The sequence below is a fragment of the Paenibacillus montanisoli genome, assembly GCF_003268025.1.
In the GTDB taxonomy this organism is placed as follows: Bacteria; Bacillota; Bacilli; order Paenibacillales; family Paenibacillaceae; genus Paenibacillus_Z; species Paenibacillus_Z montanisoli.
Map to the genome: position 1 here is coordinate 152,883 of NZ_QLUW01000004.1, position 18,150 is coordinate 171,032.

Sequence of the window (18,150 nt, forward strand, 5' to 3'; positions counted from 1 at the left end):
CCCGCCTCCCCCATATGAAAGCATAGTCTACGCTATCATATGCAAAAGAACGCCTCTTCTCCCATCTTCGTTAGACGGTTGCAGAGGCGTTTCTTCTTCAGCTGTTTGATTCCGCTTGCTGGAGCGCGTTCAAGAACTCGTCATGAATGCGGCCGTTCGAGGCTGCGACATGGCGCACGCCCAGATCGTACGGGCTTCCTTTAACATCCGTTACGCGGCCGCCGGATTCTTCAATGAGCAGCGAGCCCGCCGCTATATCCCACGCGTTCAGCCCGATCTCCCAGAACCCGCTAAGCCGGCCGGCCGCGACATAAGCCAAATGCAGCGCCGCGGATCCGCCGGAGCGGACGTTCCGCACCTGCGGCACGAGAGCTTGCAGCCCTTTCATATTGAGCGGCAGCGCAAAAGTCTGATCGGCCGGGAAGCCGGTTGCGATCAAACTATCGCGCAGCGCTTCCTCTTGCGATACGTTCATGCGGCGCCCGCGCACGTACGCGCCCTTGCCTTTCTCCGCGACGAACAGTTCATCCCGGATCGGGTCATATACCACCCCGACGATGACCTCGCCTCTATGGGCGAGCGCGATCGATACCGAGAAGAACGGGAAGCTGTGCACGAAATTCGTCGTACCGTCGAGCGGGTCGACGATCCACAAATATTCCGCGTCCCTCACGCTTTGCAGCGCCCGGTCCGACGCCTCCGGCCCCGGCTGCACGCCTTCTTCCCCCAGAAACGAATGGTGAGGAAAATGCGTCATCACCAGGTTGCGAATCATCGCCTCCGCGCCTTTGTCCACTTCCGTGACAAGGTCCTGCGCGGAATATTTTAACGACAGGCTTGTATGGTTGCCAAGCTTCGTCTTTATCCATTCTCCAGCCTTGGCCGCGCAATTGATCGCGACCGCGGTAAAGCTCTTGCCTCCGATAACCTGCTCACTCATGGATCAACCACGCCACTTTCGTATGAGTTCATTTAAAACCTCTTCGTACTTTACGATATCTTGCGGACAAAGTTTCGCTACCTGCGAAATCGTAACAAATTAGACTTATCCTATTTTACTCTATATCGCTATAGGTTTACCACTTTTTGCTGAAGCAAAAAGGCGATCTCCTACAGGAGAGACCGCCTTCATGATCCGCACTCTTTTCAATCGTTCTATCTATGCCCCAACGATGTTATATCCGTTATCAACGTAAATAATCTCGCCCGTAATTCCGCGGGACAGATGGCTCATCAAGAACATCGCCGTATCGCCCACTTCTGCCGCATCGGTCGTTTTGCGAAGCGGCGACTTCTCTTCCACTTGGCGCAAAATGGAGTTGAAATCCTTGATCCCCTTGGCAGCCAGCGTCCGGATCGGACCGGCCGAGATGGCGTTAACGCGAATGTTATACTGTCCAAGATCCGCTGCCAGATAACGAACCGACGCTTCCAGCGCCGCCTTGGCCACGCCCATGACATTGTAGTTGCGAAGCGCGCGCTCGGCGCCGAGGTAAGTCATCGTCATGATGCTTCCGCCTTCCGTCATCAGCGGATAGATGCGCTGCGCTACAGCCGTCAGCGAGTAAGCGCTAATGTCTTGCGCAAGCGCGTAGCCCGCACGGGACGTATCGACGAACATGCCGTCAAGCTCTTCCGATTTCGCGAACGCGATGCTGTGTACCAGGCCGTGCAGCACGCCGAACGATTCTTTCAATTGGCCGGCAAGCGAATCGATATCCGCATCGTCCGTAACGTTGCACTTCAAGAACTGCGAGCCCGGAATCGTCTCCGCCAGCTTGCGCACCCGTTCCTCCACGCGCTCGTTCTCATATGTAAAAGCTAGACGAGCCCCTTGAGCCGCCAGCGACTGGGCAATCGCCCAAGCAATGCTCCGATCATTCGCTACACCCATGACAAGCACATTTTTACCCGCTAATAATCCGTTCATCGTTTCACGATCCTCTCCAAGTTTTGGTGTGATCCATGATGGTTGACTAGGGTGTCCGTATTGAGACCATATCTGAAATGATAGCGCTTCCTTAACCAAAAATAACCCAAGGGAAGGAAAAGATCAAGCTTTTCCTGTCCCTCAGGTTATCTCTATGCTGCCGCCGTCGATGACACGGATTCCCGCACCTTCCGCCTCTAGCCGGCGCATGTCCGCCATCAGCTGCAGCAGCGCCGCATCTTTCTGCTTCGCCTCGATCATGACGTCGAGCCGGTCGGTCGAACCGGCGATCTCGCGCAGAAACCGCAGCAGCGGCCCGACCTCGACCAGATCGGCATGGCCGCGAGGATCTCTCTCGCTCTTCGGACTCGACACATGCAGCTTCGGAGGCAGCGCAAGCGGCTGCCCGTCCGGGCCTGTCCAGGTGCGCAGAATGCGCGGCCACAGATCGCCGTAGAGCGTGCCGTCCGTCTCGCCGCCGTCATTGACGGCATGATGGTGAATATCGAGCACCATGGGTACGTGGACCGCTTCGGCTGCGCCGAGCGTTTCGCGGACCGTAAACGTTTTATCGTCATTTTCCAATGTAATCCGATTGCGCAGCCGCGGCTCCAGCTCCCTGAACTGGCGCACAAACCGCTCCGCCGAGCCGGCTTTATCCCCGTATGCGCCGCCGACATGGATATTGCACTTGGCAGCCGATTCGTCCAGCCCCATATGCTCCAGCATCGTTACGTGATAGGTCAAGTCCTCCTTGGACTTGGCCAGCACCTCCGGGCGAGGCGTGCTGAACACGCAGAAATGATCGGGATGGAAGGAGAGCCGCATCCCCTTCTCCTTCGCATACCGGCCGATCTCGGCCATGGCTTCCTCGAGCGGCGGATACGGATTCCAGCCTTTCAGCGCATCGTGCGTCGCAAGCGGGATGACCTTCGATGTCATGCGGTAGACGAAGACATCGTGATGGACGCAGTGCTTCATCAGGCGGAGCGTCGTGCGCAGGTTATCCTCCGCGATCCGCTCCAGCCTGCGGAGCGCCGCCTCGCGGTCGTCCAGCTTGGAAAATGTCGCATACGTCATCGTCCGCGACGGAGAAGCGTTCTCCAGCATGACGCTCATGGCCACGAAGCCGAAGCGGACAATCATGCCTGCTCTCCGAAGAACATTTCGTACGCAAGCGCCGTCTGCACGCGCGCCTCTTCCTCCGTCAGCTTCCGGACAAGCTCCATCTCCACTTCCGTCACTTCTTCGCCTTGAAAATTAATTTCCGCGATCGATACGAGAATTTTCACGATGGCGATCGCTTCGTTATCCGGCGTGTACGCGATGACCTTCTGGCCGGTCGGGAAGACGCGGAAGCCGCTCTTGACCATTTTGCCGCGGCCGTATTCCAGCAGCTCGTACAGCTCCTGCTTCGACTTGAACTTGCATACGGAGTTAAACTCGGTTTGGAATCCCATGAACAAACCTCCCTGAAATTAGTATCCTTCTGCTAACCGGACAAGCCGCGTGCGAAAAAAAACGGGGAAACCGGCGCTACGCCGGGTTTCCACCGCTGTAATCGATCAGCTGCTTATCGGCATGGCGCTCGATCGCGAGCGCGATCAGCGTGTCGAGCAGTTCGGCGTACGACACGCCGCTTTCCTTCCACATCAGCGGATACATGCTGTACGGCGTGAAGCCCGGCATCGTGTTCACTTCGTTGATGAACAGCTGACCATCCTCCTTGCGCAGGAAGAAGTCGACGCGCGAGAGGCCTGATCCGTCGATCGCCTGGAACGCGCGCAACGCCATTTCGCGGACTGATTCCGACACTTCGGCCGAAATGTTCGCCGGGATGTGCATCATCGACTTCCCGTCGATGTACTTCGCTTTATAGTCATAGAACTCGCTCGAAGACGTAATTTCTCCAACCACCGAAGCGCGAGGCTCGTCGTTGCCAAGAACGCTAACTTCGATTTCGCGCGCATCGATGAACTCTTCGACGATGACCTTGCGGTCGAAGTGAAGCGCGTAATCGACGGCCGCGATAAGCTCATCTCGATTGCGGGCTTTGGAGATCCCTACGCTCGAGCCGAGATTCGCCGGCTTAATGAAGCATGGGTAGCCGAGCGCGACTTCGATTTCCATAATGTAATAGTCAGAATCCTTCAGCCACTGCGTGCGGTTGAAATAACGGAACAGGCATTGCGGCAGCCCTTCCTGCGCAAATACCTTCTTCATCGTGATTTTATCCATCCCGACCGCCGAAGCCAGAACGCCCGCTCCGACATAAGGGATATTCGCCATCTCGAGCAGCCCTTGGATGGTGCCGTCCTCACCGAACGTACCGTGCAGCAGCGGGAATACGACGTCAATCTGAGCATCGTCCACGCCTTCAACGGGCTGAGCGGAAGATAAGGCAGAAATGGTCACCTCGGCCGGCAGCGAAGAAATCGAAGCCGCTGCCGGGTCCTCCGCTTGCGCGCCGAAAACAGGCATCAACGCGTCGGTGCCGATAATCGCGTCATCGCCGGCCAGCCGCAGCTGCTCTAGGCCGCTTGGCGGCGCAAGCAGCGTATCGCCTGCGCGCCACTCGCCTTCTTTTGAAATATAGAAAGGTTTAATTTCGTATTGGGTGTAGTCAAAAGCTTTCATGACCGCTAGAGCGGTTTGCAATGAGACTTCGTGCTCGCCCGAGCGTCCCCCGTAAACAAGTCCTACGCGCACTTTCTCCCCCATAATTCAATCCTCCGGTTATGTTAAAATTCCCACGCTTATGGGTCGCCATACTAGCCTTGGTTCGAAGCGCACTTAAAACTCATCCGCAAGATGAAAAAAACGGTATTTCGTTTGCTCCGTCCATGCGTAGGAATCCTGATAATCCCAGTAGCGGTGACGGCTTGCAACCGTATTGGCATTCACAAGCGGCATGCCGGCAGCGTCGAATGCAGTAACAATCGTGCTGTGCTGGAAGCGGTTATCGCCGCTCCAGTCATAAGTGATCACATCGCCAAGGGCAAGCTGATCGGCGGATTCGACTACCGTCGCTCTCAGAGAAGAGCCGCGAGGAGCCGACAAATAATTCTTCAGCGCATTGGATACAGCCCAGCTGTAGCTCCAATTTTCTCGTTTGCCGCTGAAGCCGCGATACCACCAGCCCGAATCCCTTTTACCAGTATAGTTCATCGGTGCGCTGCCTGCAAAGATACATTGGGAGACGTAGTTCGTGCAATTCACCTCGAAATTTTCGTAAGCCGGGTTAGGTTCGTTCCACCAGCGGTCGGCGTAAGCGGCGGCCAAATCCCGCCGATAACGGACGCCGGCGCGGCTATGTTTTAAAAACGGCAAAACATCATAATTTATATAAGGTATGGACTGCTGCTTGCTCCCTTCGGAAGCCTCATGTTCCTGCATTAGCTCTGCGGCCATAGCGGCATCGGACAAGCTGTAGCGCGGACGGCGCTCCAAGACGATCGGCTCGACGCGGGAGATAATATAGCCGTCCCCCTCTGCGCTAAGCCAGAGCCGTTCCCGGTCGCAGCGCTCTTCCGTGTAAGTGCGGCCGTTATGGTCGATGGTTCGTTTGATGCGAAGCTCAATCAGCACCGCAACCTCCGACTTCGAGCCCGACTCGCTGATGCGGATCAGCTCGGCGTTCGTTTCGCTGCGCGACGGCAATGCGCCCCGGAGCAGCTCCTGCTCTCGCAGCCGGTCAAGCCGCTGTGCAAACCGGTTCAAATGATCCTCGTCGCGGATAATCTCTTCGAAAGGCGGCGCGTATCGGTCAATTTCAGCCTGATTGTACAGCTTCACATACCGGTGCACGGCAGCCTTCCAGCCTTTCTGCTGATCCTGCTGCGCCTGCGGAGCTGCTGACGACGATTGAGACGCAGACCCGTTGCTGCGGCTCGGCTTTCCCGCGCTTCTCGTTCCCGCTCCCGACAGCGTGGCCCGGCTTTGCACCGTTCCTTTTCCAAGGCTTGCTCCTTTGTTGGTTCCGACCCTTATTCGCGTTCGCGGCACGCTTCATCCCTCCCAGTGTACGCCATAACCCGATAAAGTTGGTTCATTATATGAGCAGGCGGGCGAATTCATGTAAAATGGGCGAAACATCTTCCCCATAAGGTGATATTTGCACTTTCTAAATGAGCGAAAAACCGCTATACTTAGGGTATCAAATGTTTTTTGAAATCGTGTTTCACACAGTGAAACCACAACAAGATTATGGATGCCAAGGAGGCGCGAAGTGCAATGACTAAGCAAAACGATTATTCCGTTCGCGAATCGCTTGAAGTCGGCGGTAAGTCTTACGCTTACTACCGTCTGGGCGGGCTGGAAGAGCAAGGCCTGGGTAAGATCTCGAAGCTCCCTTTCTCCATTAAGGTGCTTCTTGAAGCAGCCGTTCGTCAATTCGACGGCCGCGCAATTACGAAAGATCACGTCAAGCAGCTGACAACATGGGCTGACGGCCGTGAAGACAAAGAAATTCCATTCATCCCTGCGCGTATCGTTCTGCAGGACTTCACCGGCGTACCGGTTGTCGTAGACCTTGCGGCAATGCGCGACACCGTGAAGAAATCGGGCGGCGACCCGAAGCAAATCAACCCGCTCGTACCGGTTGACCTGGTTATCGACCACTCGGTCATGGTCGACACGTTCGGTACGCCTGATGCGCTTGAGTACAACACGAACATCGAGTTCAAACGCAACATGGAGCGCTACCGTTTCCTTCGCTGGGCGCAAACGGCATTCGAGAACTTCCGTGCCGTTCCGCCGGGCACAGGTATCGTTCACCAAGTTAACCTGGAGTACCTGGCATCCGTTGCCGCAACGAAAACAACGGACGGCGAAACCGTCGTGTACCCGGATTCCCTGGTAGGTACGGACTCCCACACAACAATGATCAACGGTCTTGGCGTAGTCGGCTGGGGCGTTGGCGGCATCGAAGCGGAAGCAGGCATGCTCGGACAGCCGCTTTACTTCGTTACTCCTGAAGTTATCGGCTTCCGCCTGACAGGCAGCCTGGCTGAAGGCGCGACTGCAACTGACCTTGCGCTGACGGTAACGCAATTGCTGCGCAAGAAGGGCGTAGTCGGCAAATTCGTAGAGTTCTTCGGTCCTGGTTTGTCCAACATCAGCCTGGCTGACCGTGCAACGGTAGCGAACATGGCTCCGGAGTACGGCGCAACCGTCGGTTTCTTCCCGGTTGACAGCGAAACCTTGAACTTCATGCGCGCTACCGGCCGCGAAGAAGAGCAAATCGCACTTGTAGAAGCTTACTATAAAGCACAAGGCATGTTCCGCACCGACGATACGCCGGAGCCTACGTTCTCCGATATCGTTGAGCTGGATCTGTCCACAATCGTTCCATCCCTCGCAGGTCCGAAGCGTCCGCAAGACCGCGTTGAGCTGACTTCCATGAAGGAAGCGTTCAACAGCATCATTCGCACGCCGATCGACAAAGGCGGCTACGGTCTGGACGACAGCAAGATCGAAGAAGTCGTTGAAGTGAATCACGCGAACGGCGAAGTGAGCAAAATGGGCACAGGCGCCGTTGTCATCGCGGCAATCACGTCCTGTACGAACACGTCCAACCCAAGCGTTATGCTCGGCGCTGCGCTGGTTGCGAAGAAAGCGGTCGAGCGCGGCCTGAAGAAGCCGGCTTACGTGAAGAGCTCCCTGACGCCGGGTTCCCTGGTCGTTACCGAGTACCTGAAGAAAGCTAACCTGCTGGAATCGCTTGAAGCGCTTGGCTTCCACGTTGCAGGCTACGGCTGCGCAACTTGTATCGGCAACTCCGGTCCGCTTCCGGATGAAGTCAGCAAAGCGATCGCCGATAACGATATGACGGTTGCGGCTGTACTGTCCGGTAACCGTAACTTCGAAGGCCGCGTTCACGCGCAAGTTAAAGCCAACTATCTGGCATCGCCGCCGCTGGTTGTCGCTTACGCGCTGGCAGGCACAGTGAACATCGACCTGTCCTCCGATCCAATCGGCTACGACAGCAGCAACCAGCCGGTATACCTGAAGGACATCTGGCCGACATCCAAAGAAATCGCCGATACGATCGCTCAAGCGATGAGCCCGGAGATGTTCCGCGCGAAATACGAGAACGTATTTACGCAAAACGAGCGTTGGAACGCGATCGACGTACCGACCGGCGAAAGCTACGAGTGGGATGACAAGTCCACTTATATTCAAAATCCGCCATTCTTCGAAGGCCTCGGCTCCGAAGTGGGCGACATTGCCGATATCAAAGGCGCTAACGTGCTTGCGCTGCTTGGCGATTCCGTAACGACGGACCACATCTCGCCAGCGGGCAACATCAAGGCTGACAGCCCGGCCGGCGAATACTTGATCGAGCATGGCGTGGATCGGGTAGACTTCAACTCTTACGGCTCCCGCCGCGGTAACCATGAAGTCATGATGCGCGGCACATTCGCCAACATCCGTATCCGTAACCAAGTGGCTCCGGGCACAGAAGGCGGCGTAACGACTTACTTGCCGAACGGAGAAGTAATGTCGATCTACGACGCATCCATGAAGTATCAAGAAGACGGCAAAAACCTTGTCGTTATCGCAGGCAAAGAGTACGGTACGGGCAGCTCCCGCGACTGGGCGGCGAAAGGCACGTTCCTGCTCGGCGTCAAAGCCGTTATCGCGGAAAGCTTCGAGCGTATCCACCGTTCCAACCTGGTCGGCATGGGCGTGCTTCCGCTGCAGTTCCAACCGGGCGAAAGCTGGAAGACGCTGAACATTACAGGCCGCGAAACATTCGATATCGTGGGTCTGAGCAACGATGTAACGCCTGGTCAAACGGTTCAAGTCGCCGCTACGCGCGAAGACGGTACAACGTTTGAATTCTCGGCGATCGTACGTCTTGACTCGATGGTTGACGTGGATTACTACCGCAACAGCGGTATCCTGCAAACCGTTCTTCGTCAAATGATCGCAGCGAACAACAAATAATCGATCCATGCAAAACGGGTCCGCTCCTCCTTGAGCGGACCCGTTTTTTGTTGATGTATCATAAGACATGCTCCGAGCTTCGGCTTGAGCTTCCTTAAGCTCCGGTGCGTGTTCATGAGATTCTTCTTCTGACGCTCGGCAGGGCAGCGGATGTTCGTGATCTTGCCTCGCGTATACGGCTTTACTGTGACATCGAAACTCAGAAACCGTCTATCATATCGTCCGTGTCCGCTGCCAGCACCGACAACGGCAGGACAATCGCATTGCAGCTTTGTTGTTCTTGCAAAGGCACTCCATCGATTCAACTTGCGGCATGTGCGTAGGTCCATCATCAAGCTATATTGAAACTGAAGGGCTGACGTAGAGGTTCTCAAGCCTTCCGCATACCTCTCACGTCCGATTCCTTCAACGGAATTGACTATTTCATAGTACGGGGAACTCCCCTTAGCGCCCGGCCCGATGTCCGGCCAACTGACGCGCGTACCGCCTTTTCGGGTGCTGGGCGGCCGATTGAAGGTTTTTGCCGGCATCCGGCACGTGGAGCGTGCTCCACAACGATCGTTTTACGGAAACGGTTCGGTCGAGCGGCGGCTTATGGAGCCGACTAGAATCGCTCTTCCGATTCGCTATCCTGTACTATTGTATTTATATGTCACTCGTTTGCTTGTGCGGCTGTCCCTCAAGGCGCATGTTTTGCGCAAAGGGTAATTATTGCATGAAAAAAGTCGAGCTTGGCTAGGCTGCTGCCTGCAAGCTCGACTTTTTCATTTCAGCATGACGCCAAGCCGGCGCGCCGCTTCGATGACGGCGGGCGCTTGGCTGCGCATGATTTCCGGCGTCAGCCGGTTGGCCGGTCCGGACACGGACAGCGCCGCCACCAGCTTACCCGTACGGGAGAAGACCGGCGCCGCGACGGCGGCCGCTCCCTGCTCGCGTTCCTCCACGCTCATCGCATAGCCAAGCCGCTGCCACTCCGCCATCTGCTCCTGGAATTGCTGCCGGTCAAAGGATGGCGGCCAAGAAGCATCCTGCAGCAGCTCCTCGCGTTTGGCCGCTTCCTCGAACGCGATCAGCACTTTGCTGGATGCGCCTACGTACAGCGGCAATCTCACACCGATCGGAGCCACCCGGCGAATGGCCTGTATGCTCTGCACGGCCTGGATCCGAATCCGCTCGTTGCCGTCCCGCAGATAGAGGCTGACGGTCTCGCCCAGCATATCGCGCAGCCGCTCCATCTCCGGCAGCCCGATCACGGCAGGGTCGTCGGCGCCTGACATATTCGCCGACAGCTCCCAAATGCGCAGCCCCAGCTTGTAGCGGTCAGAAGCCGCATCGCGGACGATAAAGCCCCGCTCCTCGAGCGTAGCCAGCATCCGATGGACCGTACTCTTATGCAGACCGACGCTGTCGGCTAGCTCGGTCATCGCCCACTCTTTCTTCTTCGTAAAGCAAAGCAATATATCGAGCGCCCGTTCTACGGCGCGAACCGTTGATTTTCCATCCTCAGCCATTGTCGATTGGCCCCTCCCTAAAGTTTCATAGAGTGAAACTTGGTTACAGCTAGTATACCGTAATGAGGGCTTCCTGGTAAAGCATTCCCTGTTTATTCGCCTTATTTTACAGCCATGTTACAGGACCCTAACAATACGTCGACATACGTTGACAGGCCGCCGCTCACGCCATACGATAGGAACATAGCACTATTTTAAAGCGCTTACAAGCGGTTGTCCGCTTCACCATAATCTTTCAAATAAGGGGGCTTCCACCATGAGTACAACAACGATGACATCTGCACTGCCGGCAGCCGGAGGCCTCACGCCCAGTCTGCTTCCCCCGATCCTTCCCGCGCCGCAAGTCCCTGAACGGTCGCTTGCCGGTACGCGCCGCAAGCATGCAGCGCTTGCCGTTCTATCGGCGCTGGCCGCATTGATGCTGTTCTCCGTGCTCGCCTTTCACGGCTATGTCGCATGGGTCATCGCGCATCCTTATGTGCCGGCGCTCTATTCCAATCCGCAAACGGCGCAAGGCCTAGCTTACAGCGATGTATCCTTCCCGAGCAAGAGCGGACACACAACCGTTCATGGCTGGTACATCCCTGCGGCCGCAGTTGCCGGCTCCGATGCGCAATCCGCCCGGACCGTCGTCTTTAGCCATGGCTACGGGGCCAACCGCGAGGAAACGTGGGTGCCGATGTATGAGCTTGCCGCCCTGCTGAACCGGCTGCATTACAATGTGTTCATGTTTGATTACGGCTACGCTTCATCCGGCGTACGCTCGCCTGCGACCGGCGGGATGGAAGAATCCCAGCAGCTGCTCGCCGCCGTCAGCTACGCCAGATCGCAAGGCGCCGACGAGGTCGTCGTATGGGGCTTCTCCATGGGAGCCGGCACTGCCCTGCAGGCTGCGCTGCAAACCGATGCAACGGACCGGATCGATGCGATGCTGCTCGACAGCCTATTCCTGCCTAGCTCGGAATCGCTCTTCAACAATGTAAGCCAATATATGGACCTGCCAAAATACCCGTCGCTTCCGATCATTGAATGGATGCTGCCTTTCTTTACGGGCGTACACTTCAATCAGCTTCCGGTAGAACGCGTTCTGCAAACGACCTACGAAATGCCGCTCTTCATTATGCATGGTACCGATGACGCGATCGCCTCGGTCGACACCGCCAAGCAGGTGGCCGCCGGGCAGTTTAATTCGCTTTCGCGCGAGTGGATCGTCGAGGGCGGCCAACACGAAATGCTGTTCCGCTCGCGTCCGAAGGAGTATATCCAGCGTGCCGCCTTGTTCCTCAGCCAAGTGGATGCCGCCCGTAATTCCGCCGCTGCCGCGTAACAACAAATAAAGCTCCTCTGCAGGATGCCGCCGGTTCAAGCGGCCTGCCAGAGGAGCTTATTTATTACTGCTTCAGGAGCGATAGAAACTCCGAACGAAGAGCCGCGCTGGTGCGGAAATCGCCGCGTACAGCCGACGTGACCGTCTTGCTGCCCGGCTTCTTCACGCCTCGCGCGCACATGCACAAATGCTCGCCCTCCACGACGACCATCACGCCGTGCGGCTGCAGCACCTCATCCATAATATCGGCGATCTGCGACGTGATGCGCTCCTGCACTTGAAGGCGGCGCGTCACCGCTTCGACCAAACGCGCCAGCTTGCTGAGGCCGGCGATCTTGCCGCTCGGTATGTACCCGATATGCGCTTTCCCGAAGAATGGCGCCATATGGTGCTCGCACTGGCTGTAGTACACGATGTCCCGGACGATGACCAGCTCTTCGTGCTGCTCGTCGAACGTGACGCCAAGCACCTCGCGAGGATCAACCTCGTAGCCGGCGAAAATTTCCTCGTACATTCGCGTAACGCGGGCCGGCGTTTCCAATAGCCCTTCTCGCTCGACGTTCTCGCCGATAAGCGCGAGAATTTCGCGGATATGGTGCTCTATCTTCTCCCGATTCGTTGAAACGGCTGAATTGACGTAATCCTTCTTTCCCGCCATCGTAGCAGCCTCTCCTTTCCCGACAACCGTAGTAGGGCGCAGAACTATCTCCGCTTCCCCGGTCCCTTCATAAATTGCTGGTTCTTCATCATTTGCTGCGCCTTCTGCATTTGTTGGTTATTCATATTGTAGCCCATTTGCTTCGCCATCTTCTTCAGCATTTCCGGATCATTCTGCATCTTCTCCAGCTGCTTGCGCAAGTAGTATACGCCGACGAAGAAGCCGCCGACGGCGCCGACGATGAGCGTAATGATCGAAATAATGACCGTCCACATAGACATGCAATCTCACCTTGTCCTTATTTGTAATTATATTGCAACTTATCATAGCATGAGGGACCGTCTGTTCGCAAACCATGCGAGCGTCAAAAAACAAAGACCCCGTCCGTTTGGACAAGGTCTTTCATCGTTCAAAACTAAGCCGTCGTTTCAAATCAGACCGTCGATGCCGAAATAGACGATTTTGGCGGACCCCCGTTTCGTGAATTCGAGCTCTAGGACTGCGCGGCCGCGATCGTCGTAACGGATACTGACGCCCTCTTGCGTCCAGTGCTCCCGTGAAGGAGCCGATTCCGTGACGTACGTATAGGTTCCGGCCTCGTTCGAGAACGCGACGATCGCTCCCCGTCCGTTCGCGCGGTTAATCTTTTCATAAATCTCGGGACTGCCGCCCGGACTGCCGACGATGACCGGATACGCCTCGGTTATGTCATCCCGTACTTTTTTGTAGCCCGACAGCAGCTCCCCGATCAAATGCACGCCGGAATCGGAGACGGACAGCAGGTCGCCCCAAATGCCGTTCTGTCCTAGAATGAGCGACGCGACGTTCACGATTTGCGAATCCTCGGGATCGTCAGGCAGGTAGTGGGTGAGAAACAAGACGGACGGAATCCATTTGTCGAACGTAAGCGGAGTCCGGCATATCCATGGACGGGCCGCGCCCGGATAGACGAAAATATTGATCCATTTGTCCTCGGGACAAGGGATGTCGTAGTTATGGTAATAAGGACCGTTATTGATTAGAAAATACTTCCCGGAAGACAAAAAGCCGAGCCCGACGTAACGATGTCCCTCCGTAATGTCAAAATCGACGATCGCCTCCGGACAGACGGAGCACAGCCGATCGACGATGTCGGACATCGCCCTGCCGATCGAGAAGGCGTAGCAATCCGCTCTTTCCTCATCGCTGTTGGCCTCGGTGCCGTGATGATGGGATGGATCGGAGCAGCCGTACTGCCCGATGGCGTCCCACTTGAAATAGGTCACGCCGAGCTCTCGGACAAGCCGAATCAATTCATCGGCGAATACTTCCTTGTACTCGCTGACTAAACACATTTTGTAGCTTTTCTCGGTTTCCCATATTTCGCGGGGCTCGTTCTTGCGACCCTGCCACGAAATAATGGACGACTCGCTGCCTTGGAGAATCCGGCTCGTAATGCCCGCGGCAAGCGGGTCGAACCATAGCCCGAGCTTCATGCCGCAGCTGTCGAGCTTCTCTTTTACGCTCTTCAGCCCGTCGCTGAACCGCTGCCTATTCGCTTCCCAATCTCCCGTTTTCACGTACCAGCCTGTATCGATGACGAACACCTCGATGCCCATCCGATGCGCGACGTCGATTTCCGCCAAAATGCGTTCTTCCTTCATCGAGTCCAAATACGTTTTACCGTTCCAAAACTTGTTCCGCTCCTGGAAAGCCCACGTGTTGTAGTAGATGTACGGCTTCCGGCTCTCCGCGTTAGGACTCATCGCATGCAAAACAAAGGAGCGGTAATGCCTCGCAAGCGTCTTTTCATCGCCCTCGATCAGAGCGGCCTGCAGCCAAATCGTTTCGTATTGCCGGCCCCCGCCGATTGGCTGCCCCGTGTAGTAGTTCCCCTTTACCGCTTCCAGTCTGGCATGGCCGCCAGGCTCCAGTTGATACGCAACGTATGCATCCGGTACTTGGGAGCCGTGCTCGTAAGCCGTAAGGATGGCGTGGCCGTCGGACGTTTCTCCAACAAGAATGGGCCCCATCGGGCAAAGCCGGTTCTCGAATGCGCTATCGCGCACCTCGTGTTCCGCGAGAACGAAGCTGTGAAGGAGCTCGTTGAATTCCGATAAACGGACTTCCGTTACCTTCGATGCTTCCTCGAACGAGACAGCCATATACGAAAGCTTGTCTTTGCCGCTCGTCTTGCTAAGGCGGCTGTCAGCATTGGCGCTGCTGATCCTGTATTTGAAACGGAGGACCGGATTGTCGTCGGCTACGCGAACGGTAAGCTGCAACAGGTATCCATCGCTGTCGCTGCCCGCGAAGACATGCTCCGCAACGCCTGGGGAAATCATTGTAGGTCCGTTTGCGTGAGCTAACCGAATGCCGGCAAACGCGCGGACTTTCCCGTCGATTTCAAACGAGGGCGCCTCGATGCCGAGCGTCTTTCCCGTCGATACCAGCTGAATGCCCCATAGAGCGCCGTTGTCTGCTGTTTCTCCGTCCGTAAGCAATCGAAAGAAACGATTTTGTAGTTGTACCTGCATTATTTTCGCATACCTCCATACGGTCGCATCGGAATCATTTCAGCTTCATTCTAGCCGATATGCGATAGAGGAGACATAACATATCTTCGGACAAATATAGTATAATTTCTCCTAGTCAACTTACTAGCGAAATGGGGCTGCGAACTTATTGGCTATTAACATTTATTATTCCTCGAGTATTGGCCAACAGGACCTGGAGGTTATCGAAATCGGCACGCAGCGCTGCGATCCCGGATATCAGGTCGGTCCGTCCGTCCGCGATTTTTATATCCTGCACTACATTCATAGCGGTCAAGGGATGCTGGAAACGGACGGGCAGGAGTACCCGGTGCGGGAAGGCCAGCTATTCCTTGTGTTTCCGCATCGCATTGCGAAATACGCCGCAAACCGCGCTCATCCTTGGCAATACAGCTGGATCGGCTTTCAAGGATGCTTGGCCGAACGGCTGCTGGCCGAGGCGGGTTTTTCCTTCCGCCATCCGGTTGTTGACGGCCGGCAGGAGCGGATCGATACCCTTTTCCGTCATCTATGGCCGGCTCAGCTTCAAGCTAAAGGGACCGAATCGATCTTAACCGGAAGCTTATACAGCTTGCTCGGCGAGCTCGCCGCATTGAACGCGGAAGCCGGAAACGGCGATGCCGTTCAAGATTCGGAGCTGTATACGACCCGCGCCGCAGCCTTTATCACGACCCATTACGCCAGCAAAATCGGCTTGAACGACATCGCCCGCCACGTCGGCTTGGACAGTAAATATCTATGCCGGCTGTTCAATCTGCACCTGCAAACGTCTCCTTACCGCTATCTCATGGACGTGCGCATGCATAACGCCTGCCGGCTCATGAAGCATCCGGAGCTCAGCATCTCCGATATTTCGCGCTCCGTCGGGTATCAAGATCCGTTATTGTTTTCAAGGATGTTCAAGAAGGCTAAGGGCATGTCGCCTGCGGCTTACAGGAAGACGATCGACCGGCAGCAGGCTTGATCGAAAATAAAAGACGCTCCCCCATCTTCCGGGAGAGCGTCTTTCACATGCACAATCGTTTATCCTAACACCTGCTCGATAAAGACCGTCGTGTGCTTCGCCAAATCAATCTCCCGGCTGCCCACGCTGTCACTCGACTCTCGCTCCAATACCCGCACGATCGGCCGGCTAGGCAATCCCCGGTGCTGGCCGACGACAATGCCCGTCTCCTTCGTCGTCAGTCTGACGGAAATGCCGTTCGGATAAATGGAGACGATGCGCATAAACTGCTTCAGCACCTCATGATCGAGACGGGTGCCCGACATCGCCATCAGCTGCTCGCACGCCTCATGCGGCAGCACCGGGGTACCGTCCGGACCGCTGTGCTGGAGCAAATTCTCGTACGTGTTGGCGACCGCCACGATACGGGAGTACAAATGAATCTGATCGCCGTACAAGCCGCGCGGCGCGCCGGTACCGTCAATATGCTCGTGATGCTGGAAAGCCACGTGCGCGATGAGCAAGCTGAATTCCCGTTTCGCCTTCAGCAGCTCGAAGCCTTTCCGCATATGGCTTTTCGGTTCGGCGTCTTCGCCGCCCGCATCCGGTGCGCTCTTGCCGATATCATGCAGCAGCGCGCCGATCGCAAGCTCCTTCAGCTGCACCTGATTCAGATGCAAGCTCACGCCGATCAGAGCCGATATCATGCAGACGTTCATCGCGTGAATATATTCCGCGTTGTCTCTTGTCCGGATTTCATTCAGGTGCACGAGCACCTCGCGGTTGCTCAAGACATCATACAAGAGATCCTCGATCGCAAGGCTGATGGAACGGGAATTCAGGTCTTTGCCGGAGCGGAGCGCATCCATCGTCTCGGACATTTGCCGGATGATGGAGATCTTCGTTTCCTCCGACAGAATTTCATCCTGCTCATCCACTCGGGGCATGCTCGCGTTTTTAATATACACATTAGTTACGCCGATGCGCTTCAAGGTACTGATCATAAATACGGTCAACTGTACATTCGCGGAAAGCAGCACCGTTCCATTGACCGCATAAATCGTCTTTCCGAGAATGTCGCCCGGCTCCACCCGTTCCATGTCGACATATTTCATGCTGTCAAGTCAACCTCTTCCCCTTTATGTCGAAGCCGCTAAGCTCGAGAGGGCGCCCATGATCGCCTCCCGGACCGTTTCATCCTGCTCGCGCAGCTGCGCCGCGCGAAGAGCCTCCGCAGCCGCCTCGCCGCCAATGCGGCCAAGCGACCATGCGGCCGTCGCGCGGAGCTCGAAGCGCGTATCGCCGTGCAGCACCTCCGCGAGATCCGGGATTGCGCTTGCATCCTTGAAATTGCCTAGCGCGATGACCGCGTTGCGCTGGATCGGCTTGCGTCCGCGCCACGCCGAGGAGCTTGCGCCGTATTGCTCCTTGAAGGCCCGATTGCCCATCGTCAGCAGCGGAACGAGCAGCGGCTTCACCTTCTCGTTGTCAGGCATGAGCTCGGGATGATGCGTCGCGTTCTTGCCCTTGTTCTCCGGGCATACGATCTGGCATGTGTCGCACCCGTACAGCCGGTTGCCGATCTTTCGCATCAGTTCGTCCGATACGATGCCCTTCGTCTGCGTGACGAAGGAAATGCAGCGCTGCGAATTCAGCTGTCCCGGACCGACAAGCGCGTCTGTCGGACAAGCGTCGATGCAGGCCGTGCAGCTGCCGCAGCTTTCCGTCACCGGCGCATCCGGCGGCAGCGGCAAATTCGTGATCATCTCGCCGAGGTACACCCAGGAGCCCCATTCCGGCGTAATGATGGAGCAATTGCTGCCGATCCAGCCGATGCCCGCACGCTCCGCCACGGCGCGGTCCGAGAGCGCGCCCGTATCCACCATGCCGAGGAAGCGCCCCTCCGGAACGCGCTCCTGCAGCCAGGCCTCAAGCCGCCTCAGCCGCTCGCGCAGGACGCCGTGATAGTCCTCGCCCCATGCAGAGCGGGACAGTATGCCGCGTCTAGCGCCTGGCTCCGACTTCGGCGGGTCTTGAAGCTTCGACGGATAAGCAACCGCTATGGCGATGATGGACTTCGGATCCTCGAACAGCAGCGAAGGCTCCGTTCTCTTCGCGAGATCCGGCTCTTCGAAACCCGACTCGTAGCCCAGCTCCCGATGGCGCTCCAGCCGCTTCCTAAGTTCGGTGAACGGTGCCGCGGAAGCGATTCCGATTTTGTCTATGCCAAGGCTCGCCGCAGCGTCCTTCATCTCGGCTTTTAACTGTTCCCAGTCGATCTTGTTCATGATTGTTC

At 56.5% G+C, this 18,150-nt stretch carries 16 protein-coding genes; 4 read left to right on the forward strand and 12 right to left on the reverse strand.

Annotated features, from left to right (window positions below; genetic code table 11):
• Positions 1 to 97: 97 nt before the first annotated feature.
• The 6 genes from DL346_RS20360 to DL346_RS20385 all read right to left on the reverse strand — a co-directional run bounded on the left by DL346_RS20360 (position 98) and on the right by DL346_RS20385 (position 5,935).
• Complete coding sequence (locus DL346_RS20360; protein WP_112884219.1) at positions 98 to 940, reverse strand: inositol monophosphatase family protein; 843 nt, start codon at positions 938 to 940, stop codon at positions 98 to 100.
• 219 nt (positions 941 to 1,159) lie between these two features.
• Positions 1,160 to 1,930 carry an enoyl-ACP reductase FabI gene (gene fabI, locus DL346_RS20365; protein WP_112884220.1) on the reverse strand — a complete coding sequence of 257 codons (771 nt, stop codon included), beginning with the start codon at positions 1,928 to 1,930 and terminating at the stop codon, positions 1,160 to 1,162.
• Positions 1,931 to 2,071: 141 nt separating this feature from the next.
• Positions 2,072 to 3,076: a UV DNA damage repair endonuclease UvsE gene (gene uvsE / locus DL346_RS20370; RefSeq protein WP_112884221.1), complete on the reverse strand. Its 1,005-nt coding sequence runs from the start codon at positions 3,074 to 3,076 to the stop codon at positions 2,072 to 2,074.
• Positions 3,073 to 3,390, reverse strand: a complete 318-nt coding sequence (locus DL346_RS20375) for a hypothetical protein (protein ID WP_112884222.1) — start codon at positions 3,388 to 3,390, stop codon at positions 3,073 to 3,075. Before DL346_RS20375 ends, uvsE begins: the two co-directional genes overlap by 4 nt.
• A 76-nt stretch (positions 3,391 to 3,466) precedes the next feature.
• Positions 3,467 to 4,651, reverse strand: a complete 1,185-nt coding sequence (locus DL346_RS20380; protein WP_112884223.1) for a D-alanine--D-alanine ligase — start codon at positions 4,649 to 4,651, stop codon at positions 3,467 to 3,469.
• Positions 4,652 to 4,723: 72 nt separating this feature from the next.
• A complete protein-coding gene (locus tag DL346_RS20385; protein WP_240633329.1) occupies positions 4,724 to 5,935 on the reverse strand; it encodes an amidase domain-containing protein in 1,212 nt (403 codons plus the stop codon).
• Positions 5,936 to 6,163: 228 nt separating this feature from the next.
• Here DL346_RS20385 and acnA point away from each other — a divergent pair, with 228 nt between their 5' ends.
• Together acnA and DL346_RS28810 are read left to right on the forward strand one after the other, a co-directional pair.
• Positions 6,164 to 8,881, forward strand: a complete 2,718-nt coding sequence (acnA, locus tag DL346_RS20390) for an aconitate hydratase AcnA (RefSeq protein ID WP_112884224.1) — start codon at positions 6,164 to 6,166, stop codon at positions 8,879 to 8,881.
• Between the two features lie 459 nt (positions 8,882 to 9,340).
• The gene (locus DL346_RS28810) at positions 9,341 to 9,589 is read left to right on the forward strand and encodes a hypothetical protein (protein WP_133257546.1); all 249 of its coding nucleotides are present in this window, start codon (positions 9,341 to 9,343) and stop codon (positions 9,587 to 9,589) included.
• A gap of 56 nt (positions 9,590 to 9,645) precedes the next feature.
• Here the strand turns inward: DL346_RS28810 and DL346_RS20395 are convergent, their stop codons facing one another.
• A complete protein-coding gene (locus tag DL346_RS20395; RefSeq protein WP_112884225.1) occupies positions 9,646 to 10,392 on the reverse strand; it encodes an IclR family transcriptional regulator in 747 nt (248 codons plus the stop codon).
• A gap of 256 nt (positions 10,393 to 10,648) precedes the next feature.
• Here DL346_RS20395 and DL346_RS20400 point away from each other — a divergent pair, with 256 nt between their 5' ends.
• The gene (locus DL346_RS20400) at positions 10,649 to 11,719 is read left to right on the forward strand and encodes an alpha/beta hydrolase (protein ID WP_112884226.1); all 1,071 of its coding nucleotides are present in this window, start codon (positions 10,649 to 10,651) and stop codon (positions 11,717 to 11,719) included.
• Between the two features lie 64 nt (positions 11,720 to 11,783).
• Here DL346_RS20400 and folE read toward each other — a convergent pair whose 3' ends face one another.
• The 3 genes from folE to DL346_RS20415 all read right to left on the reverse strand — a co-directional run bounded on the left by folE (position 11,784) and on the right by DL346_RS20415 (position 14,893).
• Positions 11,784 to 12,377, reverse strand: a complete 594-nt coding sequence (folE, locus tag DL346_RS20405) for a GTP cyclohydrolase I FolE (protein ID WP_112884227.1) — start codon at positions 12,375 to 12,377, stop codon at positions 11,784 to 11,786.
• A 44-nt stretch (positions 12,378 to 12,421) separates the two neighbouring features.
• Positions 12,422 to 12,652 carry a YneF family protein gene (locus tag DL346_RS20410; RefSeq protein ID WP_112884228.1) on the reverse strand — a complete coding sequence of 77 codons (231 nt, stop codon included), beginning with the start codon at positions 12,650 to 12,652 and terminating at the stop codon, positions 12,422 to 12,424.
• A gap of 153 nt (positions 12,653 to 12,805) precedes the next feature.
• Positions 12,806 to 14,893, reverse strand: a complete 2,088-nt coding sequence (locus tag DL346_RS20415; RefSeq protein WP_112884229.1) for an alpha-galactosidase — start codon at positions 14,891 to 14,893, stop codon at positions 12,806 to 12,808.
• A gap of 148 nt (positions 14,894 to 15,041) precedes the next feature.
• Here DL346_RS20415 and DL346_RS20420 point away from each other — a divergent pair, with 148 nt between their 5' ends.
• Positions 15,042 to 15,875, forward strand: coding sequence for an AraC family transcriptional regulator (locus DL346_RS20420; protein WP_112884230.1), 834 nt, complete (start codon positions 15,042 to 15,044; stop codon positions 15,873 to 15,875).
• A 59-nt stretch (positions 15,876 to 15,934) separates the two neighbouring features.
• On the opposite strand, the gene DL346_RS20425 is transcribed toward DL346_RS20420, so the two are convergent.
• On the reverse strand, positions 15,935 to 16,969 hold the full coding sequence (locus DL346_RS20425) for an HD-GYP domain-containing protein (RefSeq protein ID WP_112884231.1): 1,035 nt from the start codon (positions 16,967 to 16,969) through the stop codon (positions 15,935 to 15,937).
• A 24-nt stretch (positions 16,970 to 16,993) separates the two neighbouring features.
• Entirely contained in the window at positions 16,994 to 18,142 is a 1,149-nt protein-coding gene (gene queG / locus DL346_RS20430; RefSeq protein WP_112884232.1) for a tRNA epoxyqueuosine(34) reductase QueG, read from the reverse strand.
• Positions 18,143 to 18,150: the final 8 nt, after the last annotated feature.